General features: G+C 29.1%; 17 protein-coding genes and 1 pseudogene. 14 read left to right on the top strand and 4 right to left on the bottom strand.

What is annotated here, in order from left to right:
• Positions 1–20 precede the first annotated feature (20 nt).
• Positions 21–1,946 carry a bifunctional 4-hydroxy-3-methylbut-2-enyl diphosphate reductase/30S ribosomal protein S1 gene (locus BR66_RS0111260; RefSeq protein ID WP_026883031.1) on the top strand — a complete coding sequence of 642 codons (1,926 nt, stop codon included), beginning with the start codon at positions 21–23 and terminating at the stop codon, positions 1,944–1,946.
• A gap of 248 nt (positions 1,947–2,194) precedes the next feature.
• Complete coding sequence (locus tag BR66_RS0111255; protein ID WP_026883030.1) at positions 2,195–3,061, top strand: GNAT family N-acetyltransferase; 867 nt, start codon at positions 2,195–2,197, stop codon at positions 3,059–3,061.
• Positions 3,062–3,099: 38 nt separating this feature from the next.
• Here BR66_RS0111255 and BR66_RS26145 read toward each other — a convergent pair whose 3' ends face one another.
• A complete protein-coding gene (locus BR66_RS26145) occupies positions 3,100–3,249 on the bottom strand; it encodes a hypothetical protein (RefSeq protein WP_169738170.1) in 150 nt (49 codons plus the stop codon).
• Positions 3,250–3,442: 193 nt separating this feature from the next.
• On the opposite strand from BR66_RS26145, the gene BR66_RS0111245 reads away from it, so the two are divergent.
• Complete coding sequence (locus tag BR66_RS0111245) at positions 3,443–4,255, top strand: alpha/beta fold hydrolase (RefSeq protein ID WP_026883029.1); 813 nt, start codon at positions 3,443–3,445, stop codon at positions 4,253–4,255.
• Between the two features lie 107 nt (positions 4,256–4,362).
• Here the strand turns inward: BR66_RS0111245 and BR66_RS0111240 are convergent, their stop codons facing one another.
• Positions 4,363–5,337 (bottom strand): alpha/beta hydrolase, encoded by a 975-nt coding sequence (locus BR66_RS0111240; RefSeq protein ID WP_026883028.1) that lies wholly within the window; start codon positions 5,335–5,337, stop codon positions 4,363–4,365.
• Between the two features lie 239 nt (positions 5,338–5,576).
• On the opposite strand from BR66_RS0111240, the gene BR66_RS0111235 reads away from it, so the two are divergent.
• A complete protein-coding gene (locus BR66_RS0111235; protein ID WP_026883027.1) occupies positions 5,577–6,287 on the top strand; it encodes a Crp/Fnr family transcriptional regulator in 711 nt (236 codons plus the stop codon).
• A gap of 708 nt (positions 6,288–6,995) precedes the next feature.
• On the opposite strand, the gene BR66_RS0111220 is transcribed toward BR66_RS0111235, so the two are convergent.
• The gene (locus BR66_RS0111220; RefSeq protein ID WP_026883026.1) at positions 6,996–8,360 is read right to left on the bottom strand and encodes a TldD/PmbA family protein; all 1,365 of its coding nucleotides are present in this window, start codon (positions 8,358–8,360) and stop codon (positions 6,996–6,998) included.
• 6 nt (positions 8,361–8,366) lie between these two features.
• Positions 8,367–9,746 (bottom strand): TldD/PmbA family protein, encoded by a 1,380-nt coding sequence (locus BR66_RS0111215; RefSeq protein ID WP_026883025.1) that lies wholly within the window; start codon positions 9,744–9,746, stop codon positions 8,367–8,369.
• A gap of 264 nt (positions 9,747–10,010) precedes the next feature.
• On the opposite strand from BR66_RS0111215, the gene BR66_RS26650 reads away from it, so the two are divergent.
• The 10 genes and pseudogenes from BR66_RS26650 to BR66_RS23650 all read left to right on the top strand — a co-directional run bounded on the left by BR66_RS26650 (position 10,011) and on the right by BR66_RS23650 (position 26,614).
• Positions 10,011–10,136 carry a hypothetical protein gene (locus tag BR66_RS26650; protein ID WP_278246811.1) on the top strand — a complete coding sequence of 42 codons (126 nt, stop codon included), beginning with the start codon at positions 10,011–10,013 and terminating at the stop codon, positions 10,134–10,136.
• 237 nt (positions 10,137–10,373) lie between these two features.
• Entirely contained in the window at positions 10,374–11,813 is a 1,440-nt protein-coding gene (locus BR66_RS0111205) for a class I SAM-dependent methyltransferase (RefSeq protein ID WP_026883024.1), read from the top strand.
• A 521-nt stretch (positions 11,814–12,334) separates the two neighbouring features.
• Complete coding sequence (locus BR66_RS0111195; RefSeq protein WP_026883023.1) at positions 12,335–13,744, top strand: radical SAM/SPASM domain-containing protein; 1,410 nt, start codon at positions 12,335–12,337, stop codon at positions 13,742–13,744.
• Between the two features lie 160 nt (positions 13,745–13,904).
• Positions 13,905–15,701 carry an ABC transporter ATP-binding protein gene (locus tag BR66_RS23660; protein WP_026883022.1) on the top strand — a complete coding sequence of 599 codons (1,797 nt, stop codon included), beginning with the start codon at positions 13,905–13,907 and terminating at the stop codon, positions 15,699–15,701.
• A gap of 75 nt (positions 15,702–15,776) precedes the next feature.
• On the top strand, positions 15,777–17,564 hold the full coding sequence (locus BR66_RS0111185) for an ABC transporter ATP-binding protein (protein ID WP_035796058.1): 1,788 nt from the start codon (positions 15,777–15,779) through the stop codon (positions 17,562–17,564).
• Between the two features lie 1,030 nt (positions 17,565–18,594).
• Positions 18,595–19,731: a hypothetical protein gene (locus BR66_RS0111180; protein WP_026883020.1), complete on the top strand. Its 1,137-nt coding sequence runs from the start codon at positions 18,595–18,597 to the stop codon at positions 19,729–19,731.
• Between the two features lie 762 nt (positions 19,732–20,493).
• Positions 20,494–20,754 carry a hypothetical protein gene (locus tag BR66_RS0111175; RefSeq protein ID WP_026883019.1) on the top strand — a complete coding sequence of 87 codons (261 nt, stop codon included), beginning with the start codon at positions 20,494–20,496 and terminating at the stop codon, positions 20,752–20,754.
• A 454-nt stretch (positions 20,755–21,208) separates the two neighbouring features.
• Positions 21,209–24,301, top strand: a complete 3,093-nt coding sequence (locus tag BR66_RS0111170; protein WP_026883018.1) for a DEAD/DEAH box helicase — start codon at positions 21,209–21,211, stop codon at positions 24,299–24,301.
• Between the two features lie 238 nt (positions 24,302–24,539).
• Positions 24,540–25,457: a bacteriophage abortive infection AbiH family protein gene (locus BR66_RS23655; protein ID WP_035796056.1), complete on the top strand. Its 918-nt coding sequence runs from the start codon at positions 24,540–24,542 to the stop codon at positions 25,455–25,457.
• A 555-nt stretch (positions 25,458–26,012) separates the two neighbouring features.
• Positions 26,013–26,614: pseudogene (locus BR66_RS23650) on the top strand (AAA family ATPase).
• Positions 26,615–26,618 lie beyond the last annotated feature (4 nt).

The raw sequence follows: 26,618 nt of genomic DNA, 5'->3' as shown, positions 1-26,618 counted from the left end.
AGTTTTGAGGTGATAGTATAATGAGACATGTTGTATTAGCAGAAAGCGCAGGCTTTTGTTTTGGAGTAAAAAGAGCTGTGGATTTGACACTTGGATCAAAAAACAACAAACCAAATAAGATATATACCCTTGGTCAATTAATTCACAATAACGATGTTGTTAAGTATTTAGAAAATAAAGATATATATACTGTGGATATTGAGAATATAGGATTATTGAGTTCTAATGATACTATAATAATAAGATCTCATGGCGTTACTCCAGAAGTAATAAAAGTATTAAATGAAAAAGGGTTAAACATAATTGATGCTACTTGTCCTTATGTAAAAAACATACATGAAAAAGTAAAGTACTATAGCGAAAAAGGATATCAAATTGTGATAGTGGGAGACAAAAATCATCCTGAAGTCATAGGCATTAATGGATGGTGTAATGGAACTGCTATTATTTCTAAAAATGGAGAAAATTTAGAAAATTTATCTCAAAAGGTTTGTCTTGTTTCTCAAACAACTGAAAAGCAAGAAAATTGGGAAAAAGTATTAGAGATTATAGGTAAGAAATCAAAAGATTTGGTGGCGTTTAACACAATATGTAGCGCTACTGAAATAAGACAAAAAACAGCTGACAAATTATCAAAAGAATCGGATGCTATAGTTGTTATTGGTGCTCATCATAGTTCAAATACGACCAAGCTTTATGAAATATGTAAAAGCAATTGCACTAATACGATTCATGTTGAAAATTCAGGAGAAATACCAGAAGATTTTTATAAAGGAAAAGATAACATAAAAATTGGTGTCACAGCTGGAGCTTCAACGCCAGATTGGATTATAAAGGAGGCAATAAATAAAATGAGTGATGAACAGAATGTTGAAGGTATGAGTGAAGTAATTAAAATGATGGATGAAAATGAAAAAAAGATTTATGTAGGAGCACTAGTTAAGGGTGAAATAATACAATTAAATGATAAAGAAGTGTATTTAAATATAGGTTATAAGAATGATGGAATATTACCTAGGGGTGAAGTAACTAGCGACCCTAATGTAAAACTCACAGACCTATTTACTTTAGGACAAGAGATAGACGCTAAGATTATAAAATTAAAAAATGAGGACAATTATGTAGTATTGTCTAAAAGTGAACTTCAAAGAGATGAAGGCTTTAACGTTATAAAAAATGCCTTTGAAGAAAAAACAATAATAAAAGCAGTGGTTAAGGAAGCAGTTAATGGTGGACTTGTTTCTGCATATAAAGGTATAAGAGTATTTATACCTGCATCACACATTGAACTTTTTCATGTTGATGATTTAACACAATTCGTTGGCAAGGAGCTTGAACTAAATATTATTGAATTTTCTAAGAAGAGAAATACAGTAAGAATTGTAGGATCAAGAAGAGAGATCCTTAAGGCTATAAAAGATAAAGAAGAAGAAAAAACTTGGGAAACCTTAGAGATTGGTCAAATAATCGAAGGGGAAGTAAAACGATTAACTGATTTTGGTGCTTTTGTATCGGTTAATGGGGTTGATGGGTTATTGCATGTATCTGAAATATCTTGGGGCCGCGTAAATAAGGCATCAGATGTACTTAAAGTTGGAGAAAAAATAAAAGTATGTATTTTAGATGTAGACAAAGATAAAAAGAAATTATCATTAAGTGCAAAAAAACTTGTTGAAGATCCATGGATAACAGTTGAAGAAAAATATCCTGTAGGATCTGTAGTTTTGGGTAAGGTAGTGCGCTTTTCAAACTTTGGTGCATTTATTGAACTAGAACCAGGAGTTGATGCTCTTACTCATATTTCAGAAATAAGCCATAAAAGAATTAACAAACCATCCGATGTTCTTGCTATAGGTGAAGAAATAAAGGCTAAAATTCTTGAAGTAAGTAAAGATAATAAAAAAATAGGATTAAGTATTAAAGAAGTGGAAGACACAGTAGAGTAGTAAGGCATAAAAAATGTGTAACATAGAAAAATATGTTGCACATTTTTAATTTGGTAGTTATAAGAAAACATATAAAGCATATCATAATTTTGTTATATTAAATATGACTTATGGAATAATATAGTATTTGTATTAATATATTTTAATAATGGATCTTCCTTGTATATACAAAAATGAAGTCATATGTCATAATATAGTTATTATTAATAACTATATTATATAAGTATTTAAAAGTTAAGAGGTTTAATATGCATATTTGTGTAAATTTAGATAAAAATAAGATGGAAACATTAAAAAAACTTAATAAACAAAGAAATAATTTTAATAATCTGAACAAGGATTTTTTTGCATTTTATAATGGTTTAAACTTTATACAGAAACATTTCATAAGAAAAACCGTGAAATTGTTAAAAAATAATGGTACTTATACGGGATACATATGGATAAATAACGACTCAAGAAAATATTATAAAATTGAATCCATTAATGCAAAGCAGGATGCAAATTTATCAAAAAGCATTATGACTTTACTAAAATCATTTGCCAAAAAAAGAACATACTTTTACGAGTGTGAAAAAAATGATTTTAATTATAAAGTTCTTAAAGATTTAGGGTTTATAGAAAAACACGGTACAGTGGAAATGTACTGCGTTTTAGAAAATTATATTGATTTTTCAATTCCTAAATCAATAACTATTAGAAAATTTTTGCCCGATGTGGATGAGAAATTGAGATGTGATTTGCAAAATAAGATCTTCAAAAAAGATGATAGAATCCCATTATCTGTTCAGGATATATATTTTGATGAAGCACAAGAATATTATTTTGCTGATGGAAGCTTTTTTATAAAACTAGGTGATAGTACAATAGGTTATGGCCAATTAATTATGAATAATTATATACCAACTATAGTTAACTTTGGAATACTAGACGAATTTAGAGGCCATGGCTATGGAAAATTATTTATAAAGTTTTTTCTTAAACTTGCTGAAGACAATGGATTTGATAAAATATTTTTAAAAGTAGATTATTCTAATAAAATTGCTTTTAAACTTTATGAATCGGTTGGTTTTAAAATCTGTAAAGAAACATATACGTGGAAACTAAAACTTTAAGGCACCTTTCAAAAAACAATAAAGCGGTGAAAACCGCTTTATTGTTTTTTGAAAACGAAACTAAATGGTACATATGAAGTGGGGGTACTCGTAATACTATCGTAGGGAATTCTTCCAAAATAACCTCTGTCTGCTATGGTATTATATTTCAGCTTTTCGTCCTTGCATTGTTTTTTTGCATCATACATATTTGATTACCTCCTGTTCTTCATAATTAAGAACTAATATTATTGTTACCATAAATTTTAAAAAAATTCATAAAAAAATAATAATTCATTGAAAATTGAATAGCTGTCTATTTAAAATCAAATCCAGTAATTCATAAATTTATGCCTTAGTGAATAAGCTATTACTATAATTATTTTTTATTGGAGATTATAAATGGGATACTATGTAAAAGTGGAACCTAATGTAAAAATTTATGTTGAGGATCTTAATCCTGAAGGTAATAAGACAATTTTATTTATACACGGTTGGCCAGGAAACTATAGATTATTTGAATATCAATTTGACCAGCTTCCCAAAATGGGATATAGGTGCATTGGGATAGACACAAGAGGATTCGGTAATTCAGATAAGCCTTGGAATGGCTACAATTTTGATAGACTGGCAGATGATGTTAAATGTGTTATTGATACATTAAAATTACACGAGATTACACTGGCGGGACATTCAAATGGAGGCGCAATTGCAATTAGATATATGGCTAGATATAATGGTTATGGCGTATCAAAGCTAGCCCTTTTTGCTGCAGTGGCACCAAGTCTTATTAAGCGACCTAATTTTCCTTATGGTTTAGATAAAGAAACTGTTTTACAACTTATCCAAGGGACATATACTGATCGTCCTAAAATGCTTCAGGGTTTTGGTGATATTTTTTTCTATCAGCATATAACTAAGGCTTTCTCAGATTGGTTCTTTCAACTGGGATTACAAGCAGCCGGATGGGCCACAGCGGCTATTGCAAACACTTGGATAAATGAAGTACTGTTCTCTGACTTAGGCAAAATAAATGTTCCAACTTTAATTATTCATGGGATTCATGATAAGGTTGTTCCATTTGAGCTAGGTGAAATACAAAACAAAGATATTAAAAATTCGAAGCTTATACCTTTTAATTACAGTGGTCATGCAGCATTTTATGACCAGAAAGATAAATTTAATGAAGAGTTAGTGAGATTTATTGGACCTTGAGTGAAAGACTTACAGAGACAACAGAGAAATTCACTATCTAGAGAGAATAATGGACTGAGGACATGTTATGCGGTCTAAAGCCCATTACATCCTGGCAACAATATCTGCTAATGATCATTATTTTGTTCCGCAAAATAATGGTCTACCGCATACTTAAATGCATTTACAATAAACTGAGTTGCCTTTTTACTCACTTCCGCTTTGGGGCATACCTGATCAAAACCATGATAACATCCTTTATATATTTCAAAATCAACGGTCACTCCCGCTTTTTTTAAGTTTTCTACATATTTAATGGTTTCATCCATGAACGGTTCTATTGAGCCAACAAATGTGGCTGTTGGTGGAAGATTACTGTAATCTTGTGCTCTGGCAGCGGCTGCATAGTAAGGCACATTTGATGTACCAAATAACTCTCCAAGATATAGTTTCCATCCATTAAGGTTAGATTTCCAGTTCCAGACAGGAGCATTATTGTTTTTTGCAGATTCACTTGTCATCCTATCGTCCAGCATTGGATATAATGGCATTTGGAAAGCAATAGCTACTTCCCCCTTATCTCTTGCATAAAGTGTAAGAGCAGCAGTTAATCCTCCTCCTGCACTGTCCCCACCAACCATCAGCTGGTTATCCCTAATTCCTAAATCTTTCCCATGCTTTTTCATCCATAATAGCGCTTCATAGCTGTCTTTTAGCGCTGCCGGATATGGAGATTGAACGGATAAATGGTAATCTGGAGCTACAACAACACAATTGCTAACATCAATAAATTTTTTTGCCATCATTGTTGCCTGTTCCGGTACTCCAATCGCATAGCCTCCTCCATGTAGCCAAAGAATTCCAGAAACATTTTCCTTGGGCGTAAGCGGTTTAAATATACAAATACGCATCTTGGAACCATCCTTACGTGGAATCCACTCTTCTGTGAACTGCATTGTGTCATCTTTAATCTTACCCGTACCTTTACTCATAAGTTTATTAATTAGTCGGAATCTTCGCTCAGTAAAAGTATTATTTAAAATCTTCATTGTTCTTCCATAAGCTCTTAAATCCTTATCAATCATACTAAATTTTACTTTCATTTCCTCATACCCCACTTTTCTTTGCCAATTGACAAATATTCTATTTTAAAATCCTAACAGCATGTTGTATATTATGTTATACTAAAATATCCATTGTTTCAATAAACAATAAAAGTCGCAGCAGAAAATAATATACCTTAGGAAATAGGTGTATTATTTCAGGAGATGGAGTTAAATTGATTAATATTTGACCGAAATAAATTAAAAATGTTATGATAATAACGGTAGGTGATAAACAAATGAAAGATTGTAATTGCAGGACTTGTAATCATAAACTATGTGCTAAGAAGGTACCGATATTTTCATTTCTATCTGATGATGAACTTATAAAAATTATTGATATGACAGGACATAAGAACTATAAAAAAGGTGATATGTTGTGTAGCCAAGGTGAAAAATCGGATACGTTATTTATTATTAATGAAGGCCAAGTGAAAATATCTAAATTAACCAAAGAAGGTAAAGAACAAATTGTTCATATACTTACTAGTGGAGATTTCTTCGGAGAATTAAGTCTGTTTAGTAGTGATGAACTATGTAATTTTGATGCTTATGCTATATCAGATGTAAAAATATGTACACTAACTAAGAAAAATATGGATGAAATCATTATGAGTAACCCGCAGATATCTTTAAAGTTATTACAGGTTATTGCAAGGCGTCTATCTGAGACAGAAAATCTTGCACAAAATCTTGCTACTAATGATGCAGAAATAAGAATTGCATTTATGCTTTTAGAATTTGGTGAAAAGTATGGTGTGGCATCAAATCAAGGCTTACAAATCAACTTACCCATTAATAGAGAAGAAATGGCCAATTATGTTGGAGTTACAAGAGAAACCATAAGTAGAAAACTTAGTATATTTGAGGAATTGGGTATCATTAGTCTTAAGGGGAACAAGGTACTTATTATAAAACAAATAGATATGTTAAGATCATATGTAGGATAATGATTTCAAATCAACCTAAAGCTATTAGATAAGCTTTTAGGTTGATTTTTTTTTCTCATTGATTAGAACCTATAGATCTATTTTTAGGGTTTGATTTAAATCACATTTTTATAGATCAGAATCAATTAGAATTATGTCATGGAAACAATATATTTAAAAATATATTTGTAAAGGAGATTTTAAAATGGATAATAAAAATATAAAAGGCAAAGAAATATGGCAGGATATGAAGATTTCAAGGGTAAACGCCATGTTTCTGTCAGCGGAATCCTTGGTATCTTAGGTGTTTCACGTTCAGGCTACAATTTATGGCTACATCGTCTGCCATCAAATCAACAAATGAGAAGAATTAGGTGAATTGATGATCAATCATATCAAAATTATGGTGCTCATAAAATCATAAAGGAAATACAGAAAGATGGTACAAAAAATATCAGAACGTGCAGTTGGAAAATACATGAAAGAGTTTGGAATAAAAGCCCAGCATTTGAAACCATAGCCCTTAAACATATTACCCCAGTAGAATATAGATTAGAGAAGATGACCGAATAGAAATTGTACAAAAAAATATTAACAATTCAAAGTTGCCGTCTACTTACCTAAAAACAAGACATATTTTGTTTCAAAATGCGTCCAATTCTTATTTCATTGGTAGTTGCATATAAAATGTGCTGTCATGAATATATATTTTTTTGTTCCTTATTTACTTTACTCCCCGGCTATAGAAAGCTCCTTAACTATTATTGTTGGACTTCCAAAACATCCTCTTCCTAAAGGAAAACCGAATTCTATATCTGAGCATAGCTCTTCAATATTTTTTAGAAGTTCATAAAAGTTTCCTGAAACCGTAATTTGTTTTACAGGTCTCTCCACACTGCCATCCTTTATTAATAATCCTTTAGCTGCCAATGAAAAATCTCCTGACATAGGGTTTGCACCTGAATGAAGACCTTCAAGTTCTGTAATAAGTATGCCATTACCTAAAACATTAAGTATTTCTTCATAATTTTTCTTTCCTGGTTTAAAGTAAAAGTTTGATGGAGCAATTTCAACAGGTGAAGAATAAGTTGATTTTGAAGCATTTCCTGTGTTTTTTACTCCTTCTTTTGATGAAGTCCTCAAATTATGAAGGAAGGTTTTAAGCTCTCCGTCTTTTACGACTTCTTTAGTGTAGGTTGCAACACCCTCAGCATCAAAAGGTCTTGAATTTATTCCTCCTTTAAGAAGGGGGTCATCCATAATTGTTACTGACTTACTCCCGATGTATTTCCCCAATTTGCCCTTTAATAGAGACATTCCATTTTGAGCATTATCAGCACTAAATATCCCTGAAAAAGTTTGAAGAAGGTTTGCCGCTGTATCATTTTTTAGAGCGATTCTGTACTTGCCTGATCTTACTGTTTTAGCTCCCTTGTATGATAAAGCACCATTAACAGCCTTTTTGGCGATACTCTTCGCATCTATTCCATCAAGACTTTTAGACGATTTAATTGCATAATCTGTATTCATTCCTTTACCATCTTTAACAACTGCCTCAACAAAACCAAATATAATATTTGATTTAAAGGATAAATTAAGCCCCTTTGAATTTATTATTTGGATACAATTTTCTCCTTCTTCTATTTCACTTTCAACTCTTATAACGCTGCCATCTTGTTTCTTAGCTTCAATTTCCAAATCAAAAGCCAACTTTATTTTTTCACTTAGGTCAGCTTTAGAGAGCTTTTCGTCAAAACCTTCAAACTTGATATACTTATCATCTCCACCATATATAAATTCTTTATCTTTTTTTTCAATAACCAGGGCATTTTCTTTTGCTGAATTTATAAGGAAGTGAACATTTGTTTCGTCTAGTATCTCAGTATACGCATAGCCCATTTTTCCGTTGTACAGCCCTCTAAAGCTGAGACCATAAGTGGCACTTACAATATACTTTTCTATTTCACATTCAAATACATCTATAACAAGAGAATTTTCACTTGAATAATATATTTCATATTCGCTGAAGCCATTAAGCTCAGCCTCTTCAAATACAACTTTCTTAAATTCATATAGTGTCATATTAAATTCCATCTTTTCTTACCTTCCACCAACAATTATTTCCGAAATCCTTATCATTGGTTGCCCAACATTAGTAGGAATGTTTCCACTAATGGAACCGCACATTCCCTGACCTTGTTGCATATCTTTTCCCACCATATCTATGTTCATAAGAACCTCGTCACCTTTACCTGTTAGTGTAGAGCCTCTAACTGGTTTATCAATTTTGCCATCTTTTACAATATAGCCTTCAGCTACTGCAAAGTTAAATTCTCCAGTAACAGGATTTACAGAACCTCCACCCATCTTTTTAGCATAGAGGCCTTTGTTTATAGAAGCAATAATATCATTATTTGAATCCTCACCTGTTGCAATAAAAGTATTAGTCATTCTTGAGGTAGGTGCAAACTTATAAGACTCTCTTCTACTACTTCCTGTTGGAGCCATGTTCATTCTTCTTCCATTAAGCTTGTCTATCATATATCCTTTTAATATACCCTTTTCAATAAGAATATTTCTCCTTGTTGGTGTTCCTTCATCATCAATGTTAAGAGACCCCCAAAGATTTGGCATTGTTCCATCATCTATTGCTGTTACTTTTTCTGAAGCTATCTTTTGCCCTAGTTTTCCTGTAAAAACAGAATTTCCTTTAGCTACAGAAGTTGCTTCTAAGGAATGTCCACAAGCTTCATGGAATAATACACCACCAAAACCATTGTCAATTGCAACGGCCATTTTCCCAGCTGGACAATAATCAGCATGTAGCATAGTTACTGCAGTTTGGCTTGCTTTCCTGGCATATAAAACGGGATCTATAAATTCAAACATTTCAAAACCCATTCTTCTTCCCGGTCCCTCAAAGCCTGTCTGATTTTCCTTTCCACTGCTTGCAATAGAATTTATGCCAAGTCTTGTTCTTATTCTTCTGTCCTCTGTTAAAAGTCCTTGACTGTTTGCAATGATTACCTTTTGATCAACATCTGTATAATAGACAGCTACCTGAATAATCTCACTGCTGTATTCCTTGGCAGCTGTATAAGCCTGCTTCATTATATTTACTTTTTCAGCATTTTCTATTGAAGAAGGTACATGTATTATTGGATGAATATTTGAATTTATTCTTCCAGTAAGATTAATTTCTTTTTTTTCATTGATTTCCCCTAAAGCGTTTGATATTTTATAAGCAACTTCTAAGAGGCCTTCTCTGCTTTTATCGTTAGTATAGGCATATACGCATCTCAACCCTTTAAATATTCTTATCCCTATACCAAAATCTCTACCTGATATGGCATTTTCAATTTTGTCATTAAGCATGTTTATAGTATTGCTAATGGTATCTTCTACGAATATTTCAGCAAAATCACCACCATTAAGTAATGCTTTTGATAATACTTCCTGAAGTATATATTTTGAAATCATACTAGCATCCCCTTTCTAATTCTAAGATTAATATTCTGTATATAATTCAAAAATCCTTCTAAATTTTCAATATAAGGGTTTTATTGTAACGATACTATACAAGTATTACTTTACTAAGTTATATAAATAGTTAAATATTATAAAATAATCACAATATGTATATATAATGTAAAAAAAATACATTAAAAGTCTTGAAAAATGTAATTGATAGTTATATCATATATCTGTAATAAAAAATAATATAAAGAAGGAGAAGTGAAAAAAATGTTAGAAAAATCAAAAGAAGTGGCCTCAAAGAGTAGAATATTCGTTATGGCAAGTGTCATACCAGTAGATTCAGTAAGAGAAGCATTAATGCCTAGATATCCAAACGGAAAAATAATAAATTAACATCAGTATTCAATTCTAGGTAAACACAGGAAATATATAATGCTGAGGCTGTGTTTACCTATTTGCGCTTTAATTTGTTTGTTTGAAAATATATTTTGCATGTATTAAGTTACAATTGAGGGGATTATATGTGAGCAAAAAACATTCTATTCTATAAAAGTAATTGTTCATTACATAATATAAAAAAATATTTGTAAACTATAAAATTTTGACTAATTGAATGAAGGGGATGTATAGATGCTTAATTTAAAAATTGTCAACCTTAATGGTATAGATTATATTTTCAATAAGCTTACAGGAATATTTTTTCACTGCGATCGAGTTACCAAGGAAGAGATATGTAACAATTTAATAGAGGATGATTTAAAAGAAATTTTAAAAGAAAATGATTTTTATAGCATCGATATGCTAGAGATGTACCCTATCGTTTCACAATATTGCATTTGGAGTGATAAGAAGTTAATATATTATGATTTAGATATGAAAATTAATAGTTATGATATTAATTTATCAGAATTTGTTTTTCTAAATAAGTCAGATGGTATGACAAAAATAAAGGATATTATAAATGATAGTTCAATTGATTATAATGAAATTGTACCTTTTATAAATTTTTTGTTGGATATTAATACTCAAGTAATAAAATTATTGAATAAAAAATTTGAATTTAAAACATTAGGCAGTATATTCATTTACAATAATCCTAAACCTTTTATACATAATCAAAACAATATAGTTGAGAATATAGATTATTATAAAGAGCTACAAGCAGAGCAGGTACATAATCAATTTGAAAGCACTGAAACAACAATATCGTATATGTTTAGACGAAAAAATGATATTTTAAACAACAAATCTTATGGAGAAAAGCTTATATATAATTTGGGGAAAAAAAGAGGTAAACCAAATGATATATTAGAAGTAGGCGCTGGGCTTGGGGACGTTGCAGTATCAATTTTAAAATATTATAATAGACAAAAACTTAATTACACTATATATGATTTATCAGGCAGCTTACTTGATTATCAAAGAGAAAAAATAAATAAAGTTGCTACCTCATTACACAATATATCATATTACTGCATTAATGCAGAAAAAATTAATATTAATAATAAATTTGATTTAATAATAAGTAATGAAGTGATTGGTGATTTTACATCAATGAAATATAAAATATTTAAAAATACAGACGAATATAAACAATTATCTAAAGAATTATTCAATAATTATTCGGATGAAGATTACGTAAATACTGGTGCTATAAGCTTTTTGAAGAAAATATATAATGCACTAAAAGAAGATGGACAAGCATTTATTAGCGAATACAGTGAATTAGATGGAAAGCCTCAAATTTCAAATATGATGTTTGATCATAAAGAAATATCTATAGATTTTATTCTACTAAAATCCATATCAGAATGTTTTGGCTTTGAGGTAAAGTTATTACCATTAATGTCTTTTTTGGATATTGATGATTGTAAAATACTTTCTCAACAATCATTTTATCTATTAAATTATTATAATAAAATTCATAAGCAGATGTACTCACAACATTATATTAAAAACTATACAAATGGAAAAATTTTCAATATTAAATATACTAATATTTCTTTTTATATGAAGTTCTTTTATGTGCTTTTGTTAAAAAAACAAAAAATTAAATACATCACTAATTGAAGACTTGATATGGAAATAAGCTTTCAATTAGTAAATTTTAATTGTATTAATCAAAAATATAATATCTTTTTAAAGGTGCATCACATAATGCTATATTATAACATAAATATCTATATTTAACATAAAACATGATGCTATGTAAAATATAGATATGTAATATTTAATAAAAATATGCAAATAAAACTAATAGAATTAATAAAATATGGATATGAAGTTAAGGATATCAAAAAATTAAAAGGAATGTTATCAAAATCCATGAAAGAAGAGTTTTTGGAACTAAAACAAAATATTATGGAAGACATTTGAGGTCAACAGGATATTTTTGCGTGACAGTTAAAGTAGTAAGACAAGATACGATAAAATTTTTTTTCTAAAATAGACTTAAATCTAAAATTTCAGAAGGCTTTAACAATAAATGAGACTTATAGTTGTCAAAGTAACCTAGGTACTTTAGTTCAGGATGGTTGAGTGAAGCATTTTTTTATTAGAAAAATTTTTAATTTAAAGGTAGGTAAAGATAAATGAAATTAAAATATAAATATGAGTTTATTTTAAAAGAAGATAAATGTTTGTGTATATTTCCTGATAAACCTTTTTGGTTTATTGCGGATAAATCTATCATCAATATTGTTAAATTTTATGATGAGTTATTTGATTATGTAAATTTGAGACTATGTTTAGTTAATGAGTATTCATACATCGATGAAGAGGTAGATAAAGTATTACAGGAAGTTAAAGATATGTTCGTTAGTGCAGGATTATTTATAAGTTCAAGAAGTAGAGAATATGACTTACATGTATTTGATAATAATCCACCTAATCCTGTTATTAATGTTACAAGAAATTGTAATCTAAATTGTAAACATTGCTATGCTGATGCAAATAACGATAAATTAGTCGTGAATGATACAATGGATATAAATACAGTTAAGAAAGCAGTTGACATAGTAATTGACTGCTCAACAGATAAACCAGCTAAAGTATTACTATCAGGTGGTGAACCATTTATAAGAAATGATATAATACAAATTTTAGAATATATTCATGAAAAAGGAGGAGTGCCGTATGTAAATACAAATTCACTTTTAATTAGGGAAGATCAAATGGATAAATTATGTAAATATGAAGCAGAGCTACTTGTATCTTTAGATGGTGCTACAAAAGAAACACATGAATTTATTAGAGGAAAAAATACATATGATAGAACAATTGAACAAGTAACAAAGCTAAAGGCTCATAATGTAATTACAAAGTTATCTATTACAATACATAAATTGAATTTATGTGAATTAGAGGCATTTATAAACCTTGCAATAAAGCTTAATGTAGATCAAATAGCCGTAAATCCAATTAATATTTTATCACGTGCATGTGAATTAAACCTGCCAAGGGTTAATATGAAAAATTTTCATGATGAATTAGCAAGAATATCTAAAATATCTAAGGATCACTTTAAATATGTGTCACAAACAGAGTTTGTTAATGTCGCTTCCCTTTTGTTATTAAACTATAAATTTTATTATTGTGGGGTAGGTGCAGCTTCGTTAGTAATTGATTATAATGGAGACTTGTATCCTTGTTACAATACAATGCAACCCGAGTTGAAACTTGGTAATATCAAAAAGGATAATATATTAGATATATGGAAATATTCTTCCAAATTAAAAGAGCTTAGAAAATTAGATATAAATGATTTCTCTGAATTATGTAGAAAATGCTCTGTAAAATATTACTGTGGTGGTGCATGTAGGGGAGAAGCATATTTTCATAATAAAGCATTCAAAAGTAAATGTCCTTATTGTGAAGATATGAAAGAATCAATAATTGCAATGATGTTTAGATTAAGTGAAGGAAATAATAAAATATTTAGTAATAAAATCAAAGAATTACAAGCACAAATGGAACGTGGTCAAATTATACATCAAATATAGATTACTAATTGGAATATTTCATTAGCAAAAATATAAAGTGAATATATAATATTTAGAGGTTTATATTAATAATTAACTGGCACTTATTATGGAGAAGGAAATCACAAGTTGACTTTTAATTTTTCAATTTACAGATAATAGCTTAATGAAAGGATAAAATATGAGCTTAAAAAAAAGCAATATAACAGATATAGTAAACCTTCCATTTAAATATGCGAAAAAAGAAAGTGTACTAATTGGAATTAAAATAATGTTAGATGGATTAGCCCCTGTAATTGAAGCATTAATAATTGCTAAACTTTTAGATATTGCCATTTTAATATTAAAAAATCAAAAGAAAATGTCTGATATTATAATCACAATATTACTTATGACTATTTGTATTGGTTACGATTTATTTTCAGAACAGATAGAAAAAGTTATAAATGTAAGAATGAATAACAAATTAAGACAAAACATTAGAGTGAACTTTGTGGAAAAAATTGCATCTTTAGATTATTGTTATATTGAAAATCAGGATAGTTGGGATTTAATATCAAGAGTCATAAGAGAACCAGAAGTTAAGTGCAATAACGCGTATACTTCAATCTTACGGATAATATCAATGATTATAAATGTACTTGGAGTATTAATTATATTATTTTCTAAGGTTTGGTGGGCGACTATAGTTATATGTATGTTTTCTATACCTGTGTTCTATCTATCACTAAAAGGGGGCAGAGCCATCTATGAAGTGGATAGAAATGTAGAAAAAAATAAAAGAAAAGCAACATATTTAGGAGAAGTTTTAAGAGGAAGGGAGTCTGTAGAAGAGAGGGAGATATTTGAGTTTTGTGAAAAAATTAATAATGAATGGTTTAAGCAATATGAAATAGCGATAAAAGAACAACTTAAAGTGGATGGTAAGTGGTATATAAATGCAAAATTGAGTGGAATCGGTTTAACTATTCTTTTTACGGTAATAGTTTTAATATTAATTTTTCCTGTTGTTAATAGAAAAATTACTATAGGTATGTTTATATCTATAGTAAGTACTCTGTTTAATTTAATTAATGATTTATCATGGTCACTTCCCGAATATGGTAATGAGCTTGCCAAAAGCAAAGAATATTTAGTGGACTTAGATAATTTTATAAATCTTAAAGGAAATAATGAAAATTTAGAAAAACCAGCGGAAGAAAGCATTAAGATAGAAACTTTGGAGTTTAAAAATGTATGTTTTAGGTATCCAGGTATGAAAAAATATGTTTTAAAAGGATTATCTTTTAGAATAGAAGCAGGAAAACATTATTCATTTGTTGGTACTAATGGAGCAGGGAAAACAACTATAATAAAACTTATAACAGGACTTTATGAGGAATTTGAAGGCAAAATATTAATTAATGGGAAATCAATAGAAGAATATAGCAAGGATAAAATAAAATCAATGTTCTCAGTAGAATATCAAGATTTTGCTAAATACTATATATCTCTTAAAGATAATATTTTAATTGGTGATATAAATGGGAAATATAACAATAAAAATGTTAACAATAAGCTGAAAAATTTAATTGAAACTGTGCAATTAGAAGATATAGTTGAAAGGCTTTATGATGGTATAAATTCGAATTTAGGAAAAATAAAAAGTAATGGAGTAGATTTATCTGGAGGCGAATGGCAAAGAGTAGCTATTTCAAGACTGATGATGAATTCTACTTCTTTAACAATATTAGATGAACCTACAGCGGCGTTGGATCCTATAAGTGAAAACAATTTATATGAGAATTTTGAAAAAATAAATGAATCAAAGACCACTATTTTTATAAGTCATAGGCTAGCTTCTACAAAAATTTCAGATAAGATATTTGTATTAGATGATGGTAATATAGTAGAAAGTGGATCATATGAACAACTAATGGAACAAGATGGGATTTATGCTACTATGTATGAAAGTCAGAAAAGTTGGTATACATCATAAATGCGATCTTATAGATATTTGTTATTTATTCCAAAGCTGAAATTATTTTAACTTGAAAATAAAGGGAGATTTATTATGGAAAATAAAAAAGATAGTTTGTCTTTTTTTAAAATAGTTAAGATTATATTATCAATTACATTTAAAGAATGTCCAGTAATATTTCTATTAAACATTATATTTGGAATACTACATGGAGTATCATTCGGAATAAGGACAGTGTTTCTTCAAAAATTTATTGATTCTATTTCTAAAGTTATAATAATGGAATCCCCTCTTAAATCAGCGATAGTTAAGTTGGTATTACTGTGTGTTGTTCTTATAATAAATCAAATATTGAATGGAGTTGCTAATTTTATTACTGGAGAATTATTTTATTATAAGGAGATTGGGCTAATTGGTAAAAAATTAAATGAAAAAAGTTGTAGAATTAGTGCTATAAATTTCGAAAATCCTCGTATCCTTGACGATATTAACAAAGCACAAAAAGGATTAGAAGTAGGGATAGATTTAGTTATAGCTATAAATTCATTCATATGTTTCTACATACCATACTTTTCATTTATGGCAATATATCTCTATAAATTAAAACCTATATTAGCTGTTTCGATAGTTCTTATATTTATTCCGGTGGAACTATCTCAGGTTATTAGGACAAATTTGTTTTCAAAATTGGAGGATAAAATTGCGCCTAGGCGTAGGGCGTATGAATATTATGAAAAATGTATTATTGATAGAGAATTTTTTAAAGATACAAGATCATTAGGCGCATTTTCATTTTTTAGACATTTATATAAAGAAGCACTTAATTTAATGAATATTGACATATGGAATATAGAAAAGAAGTCAGCTATTATTGAGGGATTTATGAGTTTTTTAACTTTATTAGGTTATATTGGAGTAGTAGTACTTTTAATATATTTTCTTTTAAATAAATCTATAAGTATTGGAGCTTTTAGTGCAGTACTTTTTTCTATAGGACTTATGTTTGATATGATGCAACAGATAGTGTGTAAACATATAGGAAAAATTGCTGAGAATATAGGCACAGTTGGCAATTTTGTAAGATTTTTATATATGGAAGAAAAGCAAGGTGAAAAAATTGAAATAGTGCATAACCCTTCTATAACTATTAAAAACGTAAGTTTTAAATATCCTGGGGCTAAAGATTATTCACTTATAAACATAAATTTTACGATTAAACCTATGGAGACTGTTGCTATTGTAGGAGAAAATGGAGCAGGAAAAAGCACATTAGTTAAAATGATACTTGGGATATATAGTCCTTCTGATGGAAAAGTATTAATTAATGGAAAAAGTACTTCGAATTTATCTTGTGAATCATTATATAAAAACATTTCAGTGGTATTTCAAAAGTTTCAGAAGTATAAACTTACTTTAGCAGAAAATATAGCGATAAGTGAAAAAAAAGATTATGATAAGGATGTATTAAATAATGCAGTATTGAAGTCAGATTTAAATATAAATAAAGAAAAGTTTAAAGATGGATATAATACTATATTAAGTCGTGAATTTGATGGTATAGATTTATCTGGTGGACAATGGCAGCGAGTTGCTATTGCAAGAGGGCTTTATAAAAGTCATTCTATGATAGTTTTGGATGAACCTACTTCTGCTATAGACCCTATAGAGGAAACAAAACTTTATATTAAATTTAGCGAACTTTCTAAAGGTAAAACTTCCATCATTGTAACTCATAGATTGGGATCAGCTAAAATTGCAGATAGAATAGTTGTTATGGATAAAGGGAAAGTTGTTCAGATAGGCACACACGATGAGCTTATAAATATTTCAGGAAAATATGCCATTATGTATGCAGCTCAGAGCAAATGGTATGATCAGTAAGATAGTACTCTTTAGAGAGTTTGGCAAAAAAAATTATTTACAATGAATTTAACAATATATGTAAAAATAGCATTGGGATGGTGATAAGGTTATTGAAGTTTTAATTGTATAAATAAGAATAATAATTTAGACTTGAATATTAATGGACAAATGAGAATGTATAAACGTGGGTTGAATCTTTGTAAGTTTCGCCATGCGAAGTTGGGCCAAATATGATTGATAGGCTTATATTATAAGTAGGAAAGAGTGATTTTGTTCAATCGAGGAGTAACCCATATACTTATTGAAATATAGAAGGAGACATAACTAATTCATATCTATTATTAGTGGAACTTGGTAATCACTATATTTTCCTGTGAAGATAGTATAATGGCAAGAAAATTATAATATACAGGGTGTGAAGAAGTATGCTGAAAGCGAAAAGTAACCAATTATCAAAGAGGAGTTTAGTTATGGAAGCTATTATAAAACTTAATAAGTCGGCTACTTCTCCACGTATCACAGAATAGTACGCACTAAATTGGAAGAAAATTAATAATTACGTGCTGAGGTTGCAACAGTGGATTTTTCGTGCTGAGCAATCAAGATAGAGAATGAAAGTAAGAAAACTTCAAAGATTAAGCAGAGAAAGCAACGCCAATTTACTACTTTAAATTAAAAGGGTAAGCCAAATTAATAAGTGGAAGCATACATTTGCAATTTATGGGGTTAGAGCCACTACTGAATTAAACTATTTAATATTTTCAAAGGCTATAGTATTAAAAATATTAAACCTAAATATTGTTAAAAATACTGCTGAGCTACAATGAAAAAATGAGTTTGAATCCATATCATATGGATTTAGCCCCAAAAGAAGTGCTCATGATGCTATAGAGTAACCGTATAACTGTATCTTAAATTAAACAAAGGTAGTGAATGGCGGTGGATATTTGAAGGAGACTTCAAACTAGAATTCGAAAATACTTTGGAGAATTTTGAAAGATACCTGATAGAAAAATTGTATGTATATTAAAGAAGGGAAATGATAATTATGGAAGATAGCGGTTATGCAATTGGACGCAATGTCTTTTTAAATGTAAACACAAGCAGATATGATTTTTATAAAAGAATATTAGAATATTCAAATAAAAATGATGTGATTAGCTATGTTGAATTGTTAAGACTAGGATATAAAGTTCCTATGTCAACTAAATACATTGACAGTGAGATAATCGGATGTTTATACGCAAATTTTTTAGTTCCTGAATTTACTAATAATATTAAAAACGGAACATTCAGAATTACTGAACGTGCAAAAAGAGATTTTTCAGTTTATCATAATGATGCGAAAACTAAAACAAATGAAATTACATTAACAATTATTTTTAGGGAAAAGGATATAAAAGCTGTATTTTTTACGATGGATACAGTGTCAGAGAAAAATATTTTGGCCTTAAAAGATTTTGGATGGACACATAATAAAAGTCAATTTACATGTATGCGTAGGTGTAAAAATTTAGATAAGCTACGTAGTAACATTGAATTATTGGTATCTACGTTTGACCCAGATTTATATGAGTATAGTGAATCTTTTTCAGATGTTATTAAAAAGTATGGTCATAGGAGAAAAATATATAAAGACTATGCAGCTAATTTAAGTCATAGAGGGGTATTTGCATGTAAAACTTTTTTCAAATATAAAGAAATCTATGTTCAGCTTAAGAGATTGACTAGAAATCCTGTGGATTGGGGTGGAGACATATTTCATAAAAATTTAGTTGAAACTATTTGTAAAGATTATGATATCAATATAGAAGTTGATAAGTTTTTGATTGAGGCTATGAAAGATGGAATGATTAGAACTGTAAATGGCACTTCATATTCTATAACTGGGCATGCTGCTTCTATAATTAATTCAATTGTAGATTTAAGCTATAAAAGAAGAATTCCAGTAATTATTAGAAAATATAATGAAAAATATTGTTTGTTAATTGGTTATAATACTTCATATGATAAAGTTTTTATAAGTGAACTTAAATCAAAAGGATTTAAGTTAAAGGATTACTGGTTCTGGTCAGAGCTTCAACCTAATAAGGATGCAGTAGTAGATTTATTAAATAAAATGATTAAAGCTTTTTATGATATTAACAAAGTCATGTACCACCAGCTAAGCTTGTGGCTTGATTAAGCCATATACGTTACACCATAAATTAGATGATAATTTAAGTGGAGTAAAGTCAAACAATTGTGCTCATTTAGATAAAAAGCTGTGAAGCATTGATATAAAATGCTTCACGGCTTTTTTATTGCATGAAAATATAAAATTTTTAAATTAATTTTTTAATACACAATATTTATACCAATATATTGAATGATTAATAGAAATATTATAGGTAAAAAGAAGAGATAATGATAAAATTTGGAGTATAATGAGATTATGAATATTGCAACAAAAAATTGAAATTATAATTACTAATTTTATGTTTTACTAAGCCATAATCGGATACTGAGTTATGTGAAATGAAAACAGTATAGTAATTCATGGAGGACTTCCATTGTAATCTATGTTTGAACCACAAATACTAATCAAACGCAGCGAAGCAAATTAAGGAGGGTATTTTATGATACCTAGATGTATAAAAACATACAATAAAGAACATCAAATTCACAAGTTTTGTAGTCAACTTAGGGTTTAGCTTGAAATTCCATAGGGGTTGTTCCTGATTGAATATGGAAAAAACAAGATGCATTGAAGCTGAGGAGTAAAAGTTTTAATGACTATAAAATTCAAGTATAGATTATGTCTATAAGTTGCAGTTCAAAATGAATGAATAATTTGTGAGTGTTTGGAATTTTGTAGTTATACACCGTAAATAATGAGAGAAATATTCAATGGTAAAATGAGATGGATAAAGATAGGTATTTTAAAAAAAGAGAGAGAGCGAAAAAAATGGAAAAGTTTTTTAAAACAATAGAGGAAAAGATAAGAAAGTCAGGATATCCTGGTAAAGTAAGTGGCGAAAAAATCTACGTTGAAATAAGTGATGAGGCCGAGGCGCAAGAAGAAGGAAGTTACTTATACATGAAGAAGCAAAATGATGATATCATGTTCGAGTACAGAGTGGATATTTTAGAGGACAATATTAATTTAGCAACCCTTAGGATACATACATCAGAGAAAAATTACTTTATTGATTTTGATTCTGAATAGATAGACGTATTTTGGATTAAGTATGTTATTGGTAAAGTAAAATTAAGGGTTAGTTTTGTTATAATAACTATGGTGTGATTACACAGAAAGGAAACTTATTTCCAGTTAGAAAGCCTAACGACAGGTGCAGTAATAATATAGAGGCAATCAGGACTAGAGTGACTTTTAATTATTTATAGAATTGAATATGCTGCAGAACTTCTAATTAGGCTAATAATATGAAGCTGGATTGAGTAGAAAAGAGAGACATAGTTAAATAATGAGAAAAGTTTAGAATAAGTAATGGTGAACCGTATCATAAATAAGTGAGGTTTTAAAAAGAAACACCTAAAATGTTTGAATTATGCGTTTCAGATGGTTTTTGATATTGATTTAAAAGGGATTTACTCTGTATTAATGAAATATATAAAGAATTATATAAAATTTTAATATATATGATAATGGGAGATAGAACATGAATAAAAGAGAAGATATTTTAAATGCATGGATTACAATAGAGCAGTTATCGGAAGGTTCAATTAATAAAAAAGACAAATTATTAAAGTCGTTACATACCTTGGAAGAAAATTGGAAGAAGTTTTTTTTAGATTTTTTAAATAATCAAAAGGAACAAAAAAATATTTCAGATAAGGTCTTTAAAAAGTCGGGCATAGTATTATATTTTGGTATTTTCAATTTTCAAGAAGTTATTGATATATTGAGAGAGAGATACAAGATTAATAAAACTTATCAAGAAGTCAGTAATTCTGAAAAATTTACTTTTGCTTTATATTTTGATAATCAACTAAATATTATAGCCGATAAATTGTTTTTAACAATGAGCGGTTATATTCGTGAACATGGTAATTTACCCGAAGATTTTTTAAAAGTTGAAACTTCATTTAGAGAAGCTTTGAATCGAAAATTTGATGAAGATTTTAATAAGACAATTTCTGAACTTTTACAAAAATGTAATGTTTCAGTAGATAACTTTCGCTATACATTCGTGCAAAATTTGGATAATGACGATATAAATCTACATTCTTTCTTTATTGAAGATCTAAAAATAGCAAAGATAATTAATAGTGAAAATTTAAATCGATATTTTAATGGGTTTTCTGGATATAGGAAAAATCTAGATAGCAATAAAGAATCAGAACATTTTAACGCACATATTTTCGAGGGAATTGCTTTAAAACCCAAATTTTATCCATTAGGACGTTTCCCAACTAACCCTGCTTATGCACTTTCATTCATGCAACAGGTTGCGGTAAATCTAGCTTTAAACGACGAAAATGATATTCGTAGTGTCAACGGTCCACCAGGAACAGGGAAAACAACATTGTTGAAGGATATTTTCGCTGATTTAGTAGTACAACAGGCACTAGAAATTTCGAAACTTTCTAACAAAAGTATTCAAGGGAGTCTGCTTTATTGGCAAAATGCTAAACTTGGCGTTTTACCACAATCTATTTCAGATAAAAATATTATTGTGGCAAGTTCAAATAATGGGGCAGTCCAAAACATTGTTAAGGAGTTACCAAAGAGAAAAGGGATTGCTAAAGATTTTCAAAACCAATTAGGGGAAGCGAATTATTTCAAAGATATTTCTAATTCCCAATTAACTGGTGAAGGATTCGGAAAAAATCGTAACATTAAAAGTGAACTGTTAAATGAGGAAAATTGGAGTGTCTTTTCGTTAGAAGGTGGAAAGTCAAGCAATATTAATAATTTACTTCTAAACATTGAAGCAATTGAAAAAGATTTAGAAGAAAATTATCAATCGAATACTGATGTATATCAGGAATTCTCACGTCTTTATAATGGATTGAAAATTGAAAGAGACAAAGTAGAAGAATATAGTCAAAAAATATATTATCTACGCAAACTAAAAGTCAAACATAAAGAGCAAGTTAATGAATTTGAAAAAGAAAAAAAGGAAAAACGAACTGATTTGATTAGACAGGAAAAAGAAGCTAAAGCTGAAATTGAAAGACTGAGACAAGAAAGCATAAATCTTCAAAAAGATGTATCGAATGCTTCTATTGAACTTAAAAATTTAACTAATGAACAATTTCAAGCTGAAAGAAATTTTAATGTAGTTACTTCACAAAAGCCGAGCTTTTTATGGTTTCAGAAAATATTTAATAAATCAAAGGTTGAACAGTATTTCAAGAATCTCAATAGCGCGAATGACCACTTAAATTATCTTTCTCAACAAAAAAGTAAATTGTTGAATGACTGTAGGCAATTTGAAAATGAGCTAAAGGGAACTGCTGATAAGAATGAGTTTATTCAAAAACAAATGAAGGACAGAAAATCTGCCTTCGAACGATGGATGACTACTAAGAATAATAATTTGAAAAAATTAGAAAAAGAAATCGAGTCATTGGAAAAAATCAAGTTACAAAGAGGCATAGAGGAAATAGATTTTTCACTATCATATGAAGAACTTCAAAAGTCTAATCCTTGGTTTACAAAGGAGTTCCGTATTTTACAATCAGAATTATTTATTTCAGCTTTAAAAGTTAGAAAGCAATTCCTCTATGAAAACATAAGAAGTTTAAAAGCGGCAAGGATTATTTGGAATAAACAATCTGATTACATTGTGAAAGAGAATGGTCATCAGTTAATTTTAGAATCATGGCAATGGCTGAATTTTACTGTTCCTGTTATCAGCACCACTTTTGCTAGTTTTGGTCGAATGTTTAAAAATCTTAAAGAAAATTCAATAGGCAACCTATTCATAGACGAGGCTGGTCAAGCACTACCACAGGCTAGTGTTGGGGCAATTTTTAGAAGTAAAAAAGTTATGGTTGTTGGGGATCCCTTACAAATAAGACCAGTATTAACCTTAGATTCGAATGTTCTAACCTTAATTGGAAGACATTATAAAGTAGACGAAAAATTTGTATCTGCTGATGCCTCTACTCAAACAATTGTAGATGATGCCAGTCAGTATGGGCTCCAAAAAAATGATGATGAATGGATTGGTATACCACTTTGGGTACACAGGCGTTCGGACTATCCGATGTTTACAATTTCAAATGAAATATCTTATGATGGTTTAATGGTACAAGGCAAAAAAGAAGATGAGGCGCAAGGGAAATCACAGTGGTTAGATTCTGTTGGAAAGGCAAATGATAAATATGTTAAAGAACAAGCTGACTTACTGAAAAGGCTAATTGCTAAACGGTTACAAGGGAATCCAGATTTAGCAAATGAAATCTATGTTATATCTCCATTTAAAAATGTGGCTTATAAAATTGCACGAGTTTTAGATGAAATTAACTTTACTAAACGACAAGACGGTAAAATAACAAATGTTGGAACTGTTCATACTTTTCAAGGAAAAGAAGCGAAAATTGTCTATTTTGTCCTTGGAGCAGACTCTAGTAGCAGTGGGGCAGCAAGATGGGCTGTTTCTGATTCAAATATAATGAATGTTGCGGCTACACGAGCTAAAGAAGAATTTTATATTATTGGCGATAAGAAATTGTATACATCACTTGGTAGTGAAGTGGCAAATAAAACTATTTCGATTATTAACGACTATAACATGGAGTAATTATACCTAATATACTATGAGATTCTTAGAATTAATGAGCAACGGAATTCGATATACTTAGTAAGTAGTAAATCGCACTTATACTAGTTACGGAGAGCTGTACAATAAGTAATATAATAACATAAGATTTATATGAATTATTTTTGAAAAATATTATAAAAAGTATGTTTTGAGGGGATAGTAGTCAATCTTTCAAGTATAAGATAAATAGTAATTTAAATAGGAGAAAGAATTAGATATGAATTTATTTGTTATAGGCAATGGATTTGATAGAGCACATGGATTAAATACTTCATATTTTGATTTTAGACATTATCTAGAAGAACAAGATTGGGAGTATCTAACATGTATCGAGAGAATGTATAATTTTGTACCAGAGAGCAAAAGAGAAATGGTAGAAGAACATTTATGGAAAGAATTTGAAAAAAATTTATCCTCAGCAAATGAAGATGAAATTATAGATTTAGGAATGTCTATTGATATGGGGTTAGAGGGTGGAGATATAGGAATTGAAGATACACTTAATGACTATTGGGAAGAGCGATATGGATATATTGAAAGGCTGAATGGATTTATTAAGTTATGGATTGATCAAATTAATATAAATACATCCAAAAAGACAAATAGAATAAAAAATGATACAAATGACTTATTTTTAACATTTAATTATACATTATTATTGGAAAGAATTTATGAAATAGATAAATATAATATATTACACATACATGGTTCTATTGATGAAGAAAATGATTTACCTCCAGTTATTGGACATGGTGATTATTTGAAAATTAGTAAAATGAGAAGACGTGCGGATGAAGCTGGAGAAGAATTTGATGAAAAGGAATCTAGTATTTGTAATGCATTAGCAAAATATTATGAACGAACATTTAAAGACGTAAATTATTACATATCAATTCATAGAGATTTCTTTGGAAGGTTGAGTTGTGTTGATAAAATATTTATTATAGGACATTCATTTGGTGATGTTGATATGCTGTATTTCAAAGAAATAAAAGAAAATACAAAACAAGATATTATTTGGAATATTTATTATCATGATGATAGAGATAAGATTAATTTCATGAATAAAATTATATCTATAGGTGTAAAAATAGAAAATATTAAAATGTTAAAGTCGGTAGAATTTTTTAAATAGTACGATTATAAGATAATATAATTATATGGCAGGTGAGGTTTATAAGAAGATTTTAACTACCAATTATCCATAAAATGAGAAGTTGAGTTCCTGTCATGTTAAATCAATAACAGGAAGTTAAAAAAATAAGACAAGAAATAGTGCGTACATGTCACGTATATAGAATAACAACTGTGCCAAATTATTTAATGAGTTTTTAGGAGCGCAAATACTATGTCCATTCCGGTTACAAAGCTTTTCGATTCTAGGTAAAATGGATTGGTTTGGACAATTTCTTGAAATATGCAGATGTATTAGGGTTAGAAGTAAAACTTGAAAAAAAGCAATGAATTAGAAGAAAAAAGTTTGGAATTAGCATAGTTATATAAATAAGCGGCGAGAAGTATTTTATATGCTATCTCGCTATTTTTATTTATAAAATTAGTGCTGATACTTCTGATGTTGAGCATTGCTTTAGTTGTAGATTATATTAGGTATGTGTAGCTTCTTCAGTACCTGTATTAGTAAAATGGTATAATTGTTTTAGTAGATGAAATCTCACGGGGAGGAGTGTATATGGATTTATTAGAGCGTAATCAATATTTAAGGAGTATAGAGCTTAAAAAAGAAAAAATCGAATCATTTGTAAGATACCCATTTTGTTTACCTGTTATAAAAAATTTAATTTTGCATCAAAAGAAACACATTCAGATTTAAACCAGTATCTCAAGTTAGTTAAGGGTTTTATTAAACCTAAAGATGCTTTTTTCTTTCGTGCAGAAAGTTTCTATAATTTTGCAACAAATGTGGATGAACTTGAAGTTTCAGCATCATATGGTGGACGATCACTACATAGCCAATCACATGGCGAATCTTTTTTTTCAGTTTTTATGAATAGGTTAAGCGGAAAAAGCTTGTATATACTTGATGAACCTGAGGCAGCATTATCACCTGCAAGACAAATGTCTATTATTACACGAATGCATGACTTAGTTCAGAATGATTCACAATTTATTATTGCTACCCATTCTCCAATTATAATGGCTTATCCTGATTCAATTATATATGAAATAAAAGATGAATTTAGGATAGTTAAATATGAAGAAACAGAGAATTATAATGTTATGAAAAGTTTTGTTAATAATACTGAAAGATTTTTAAATATTCTAATGGGGTGAAATC

This window comes from Clostridium akagii DSM 12554, assembly GCF_000686725.1.
GTDB lineage: Bacteria > Bacillota > Clostridia > Clostridiales > Clostridiaceae > Clostridium_I > Clostridium_I akagii.
The sequence above is the reverse complement of the archived record's forward strand: the minus strand, read 5'-3'. Positions and strand labels throughout refer to the sequence as shown.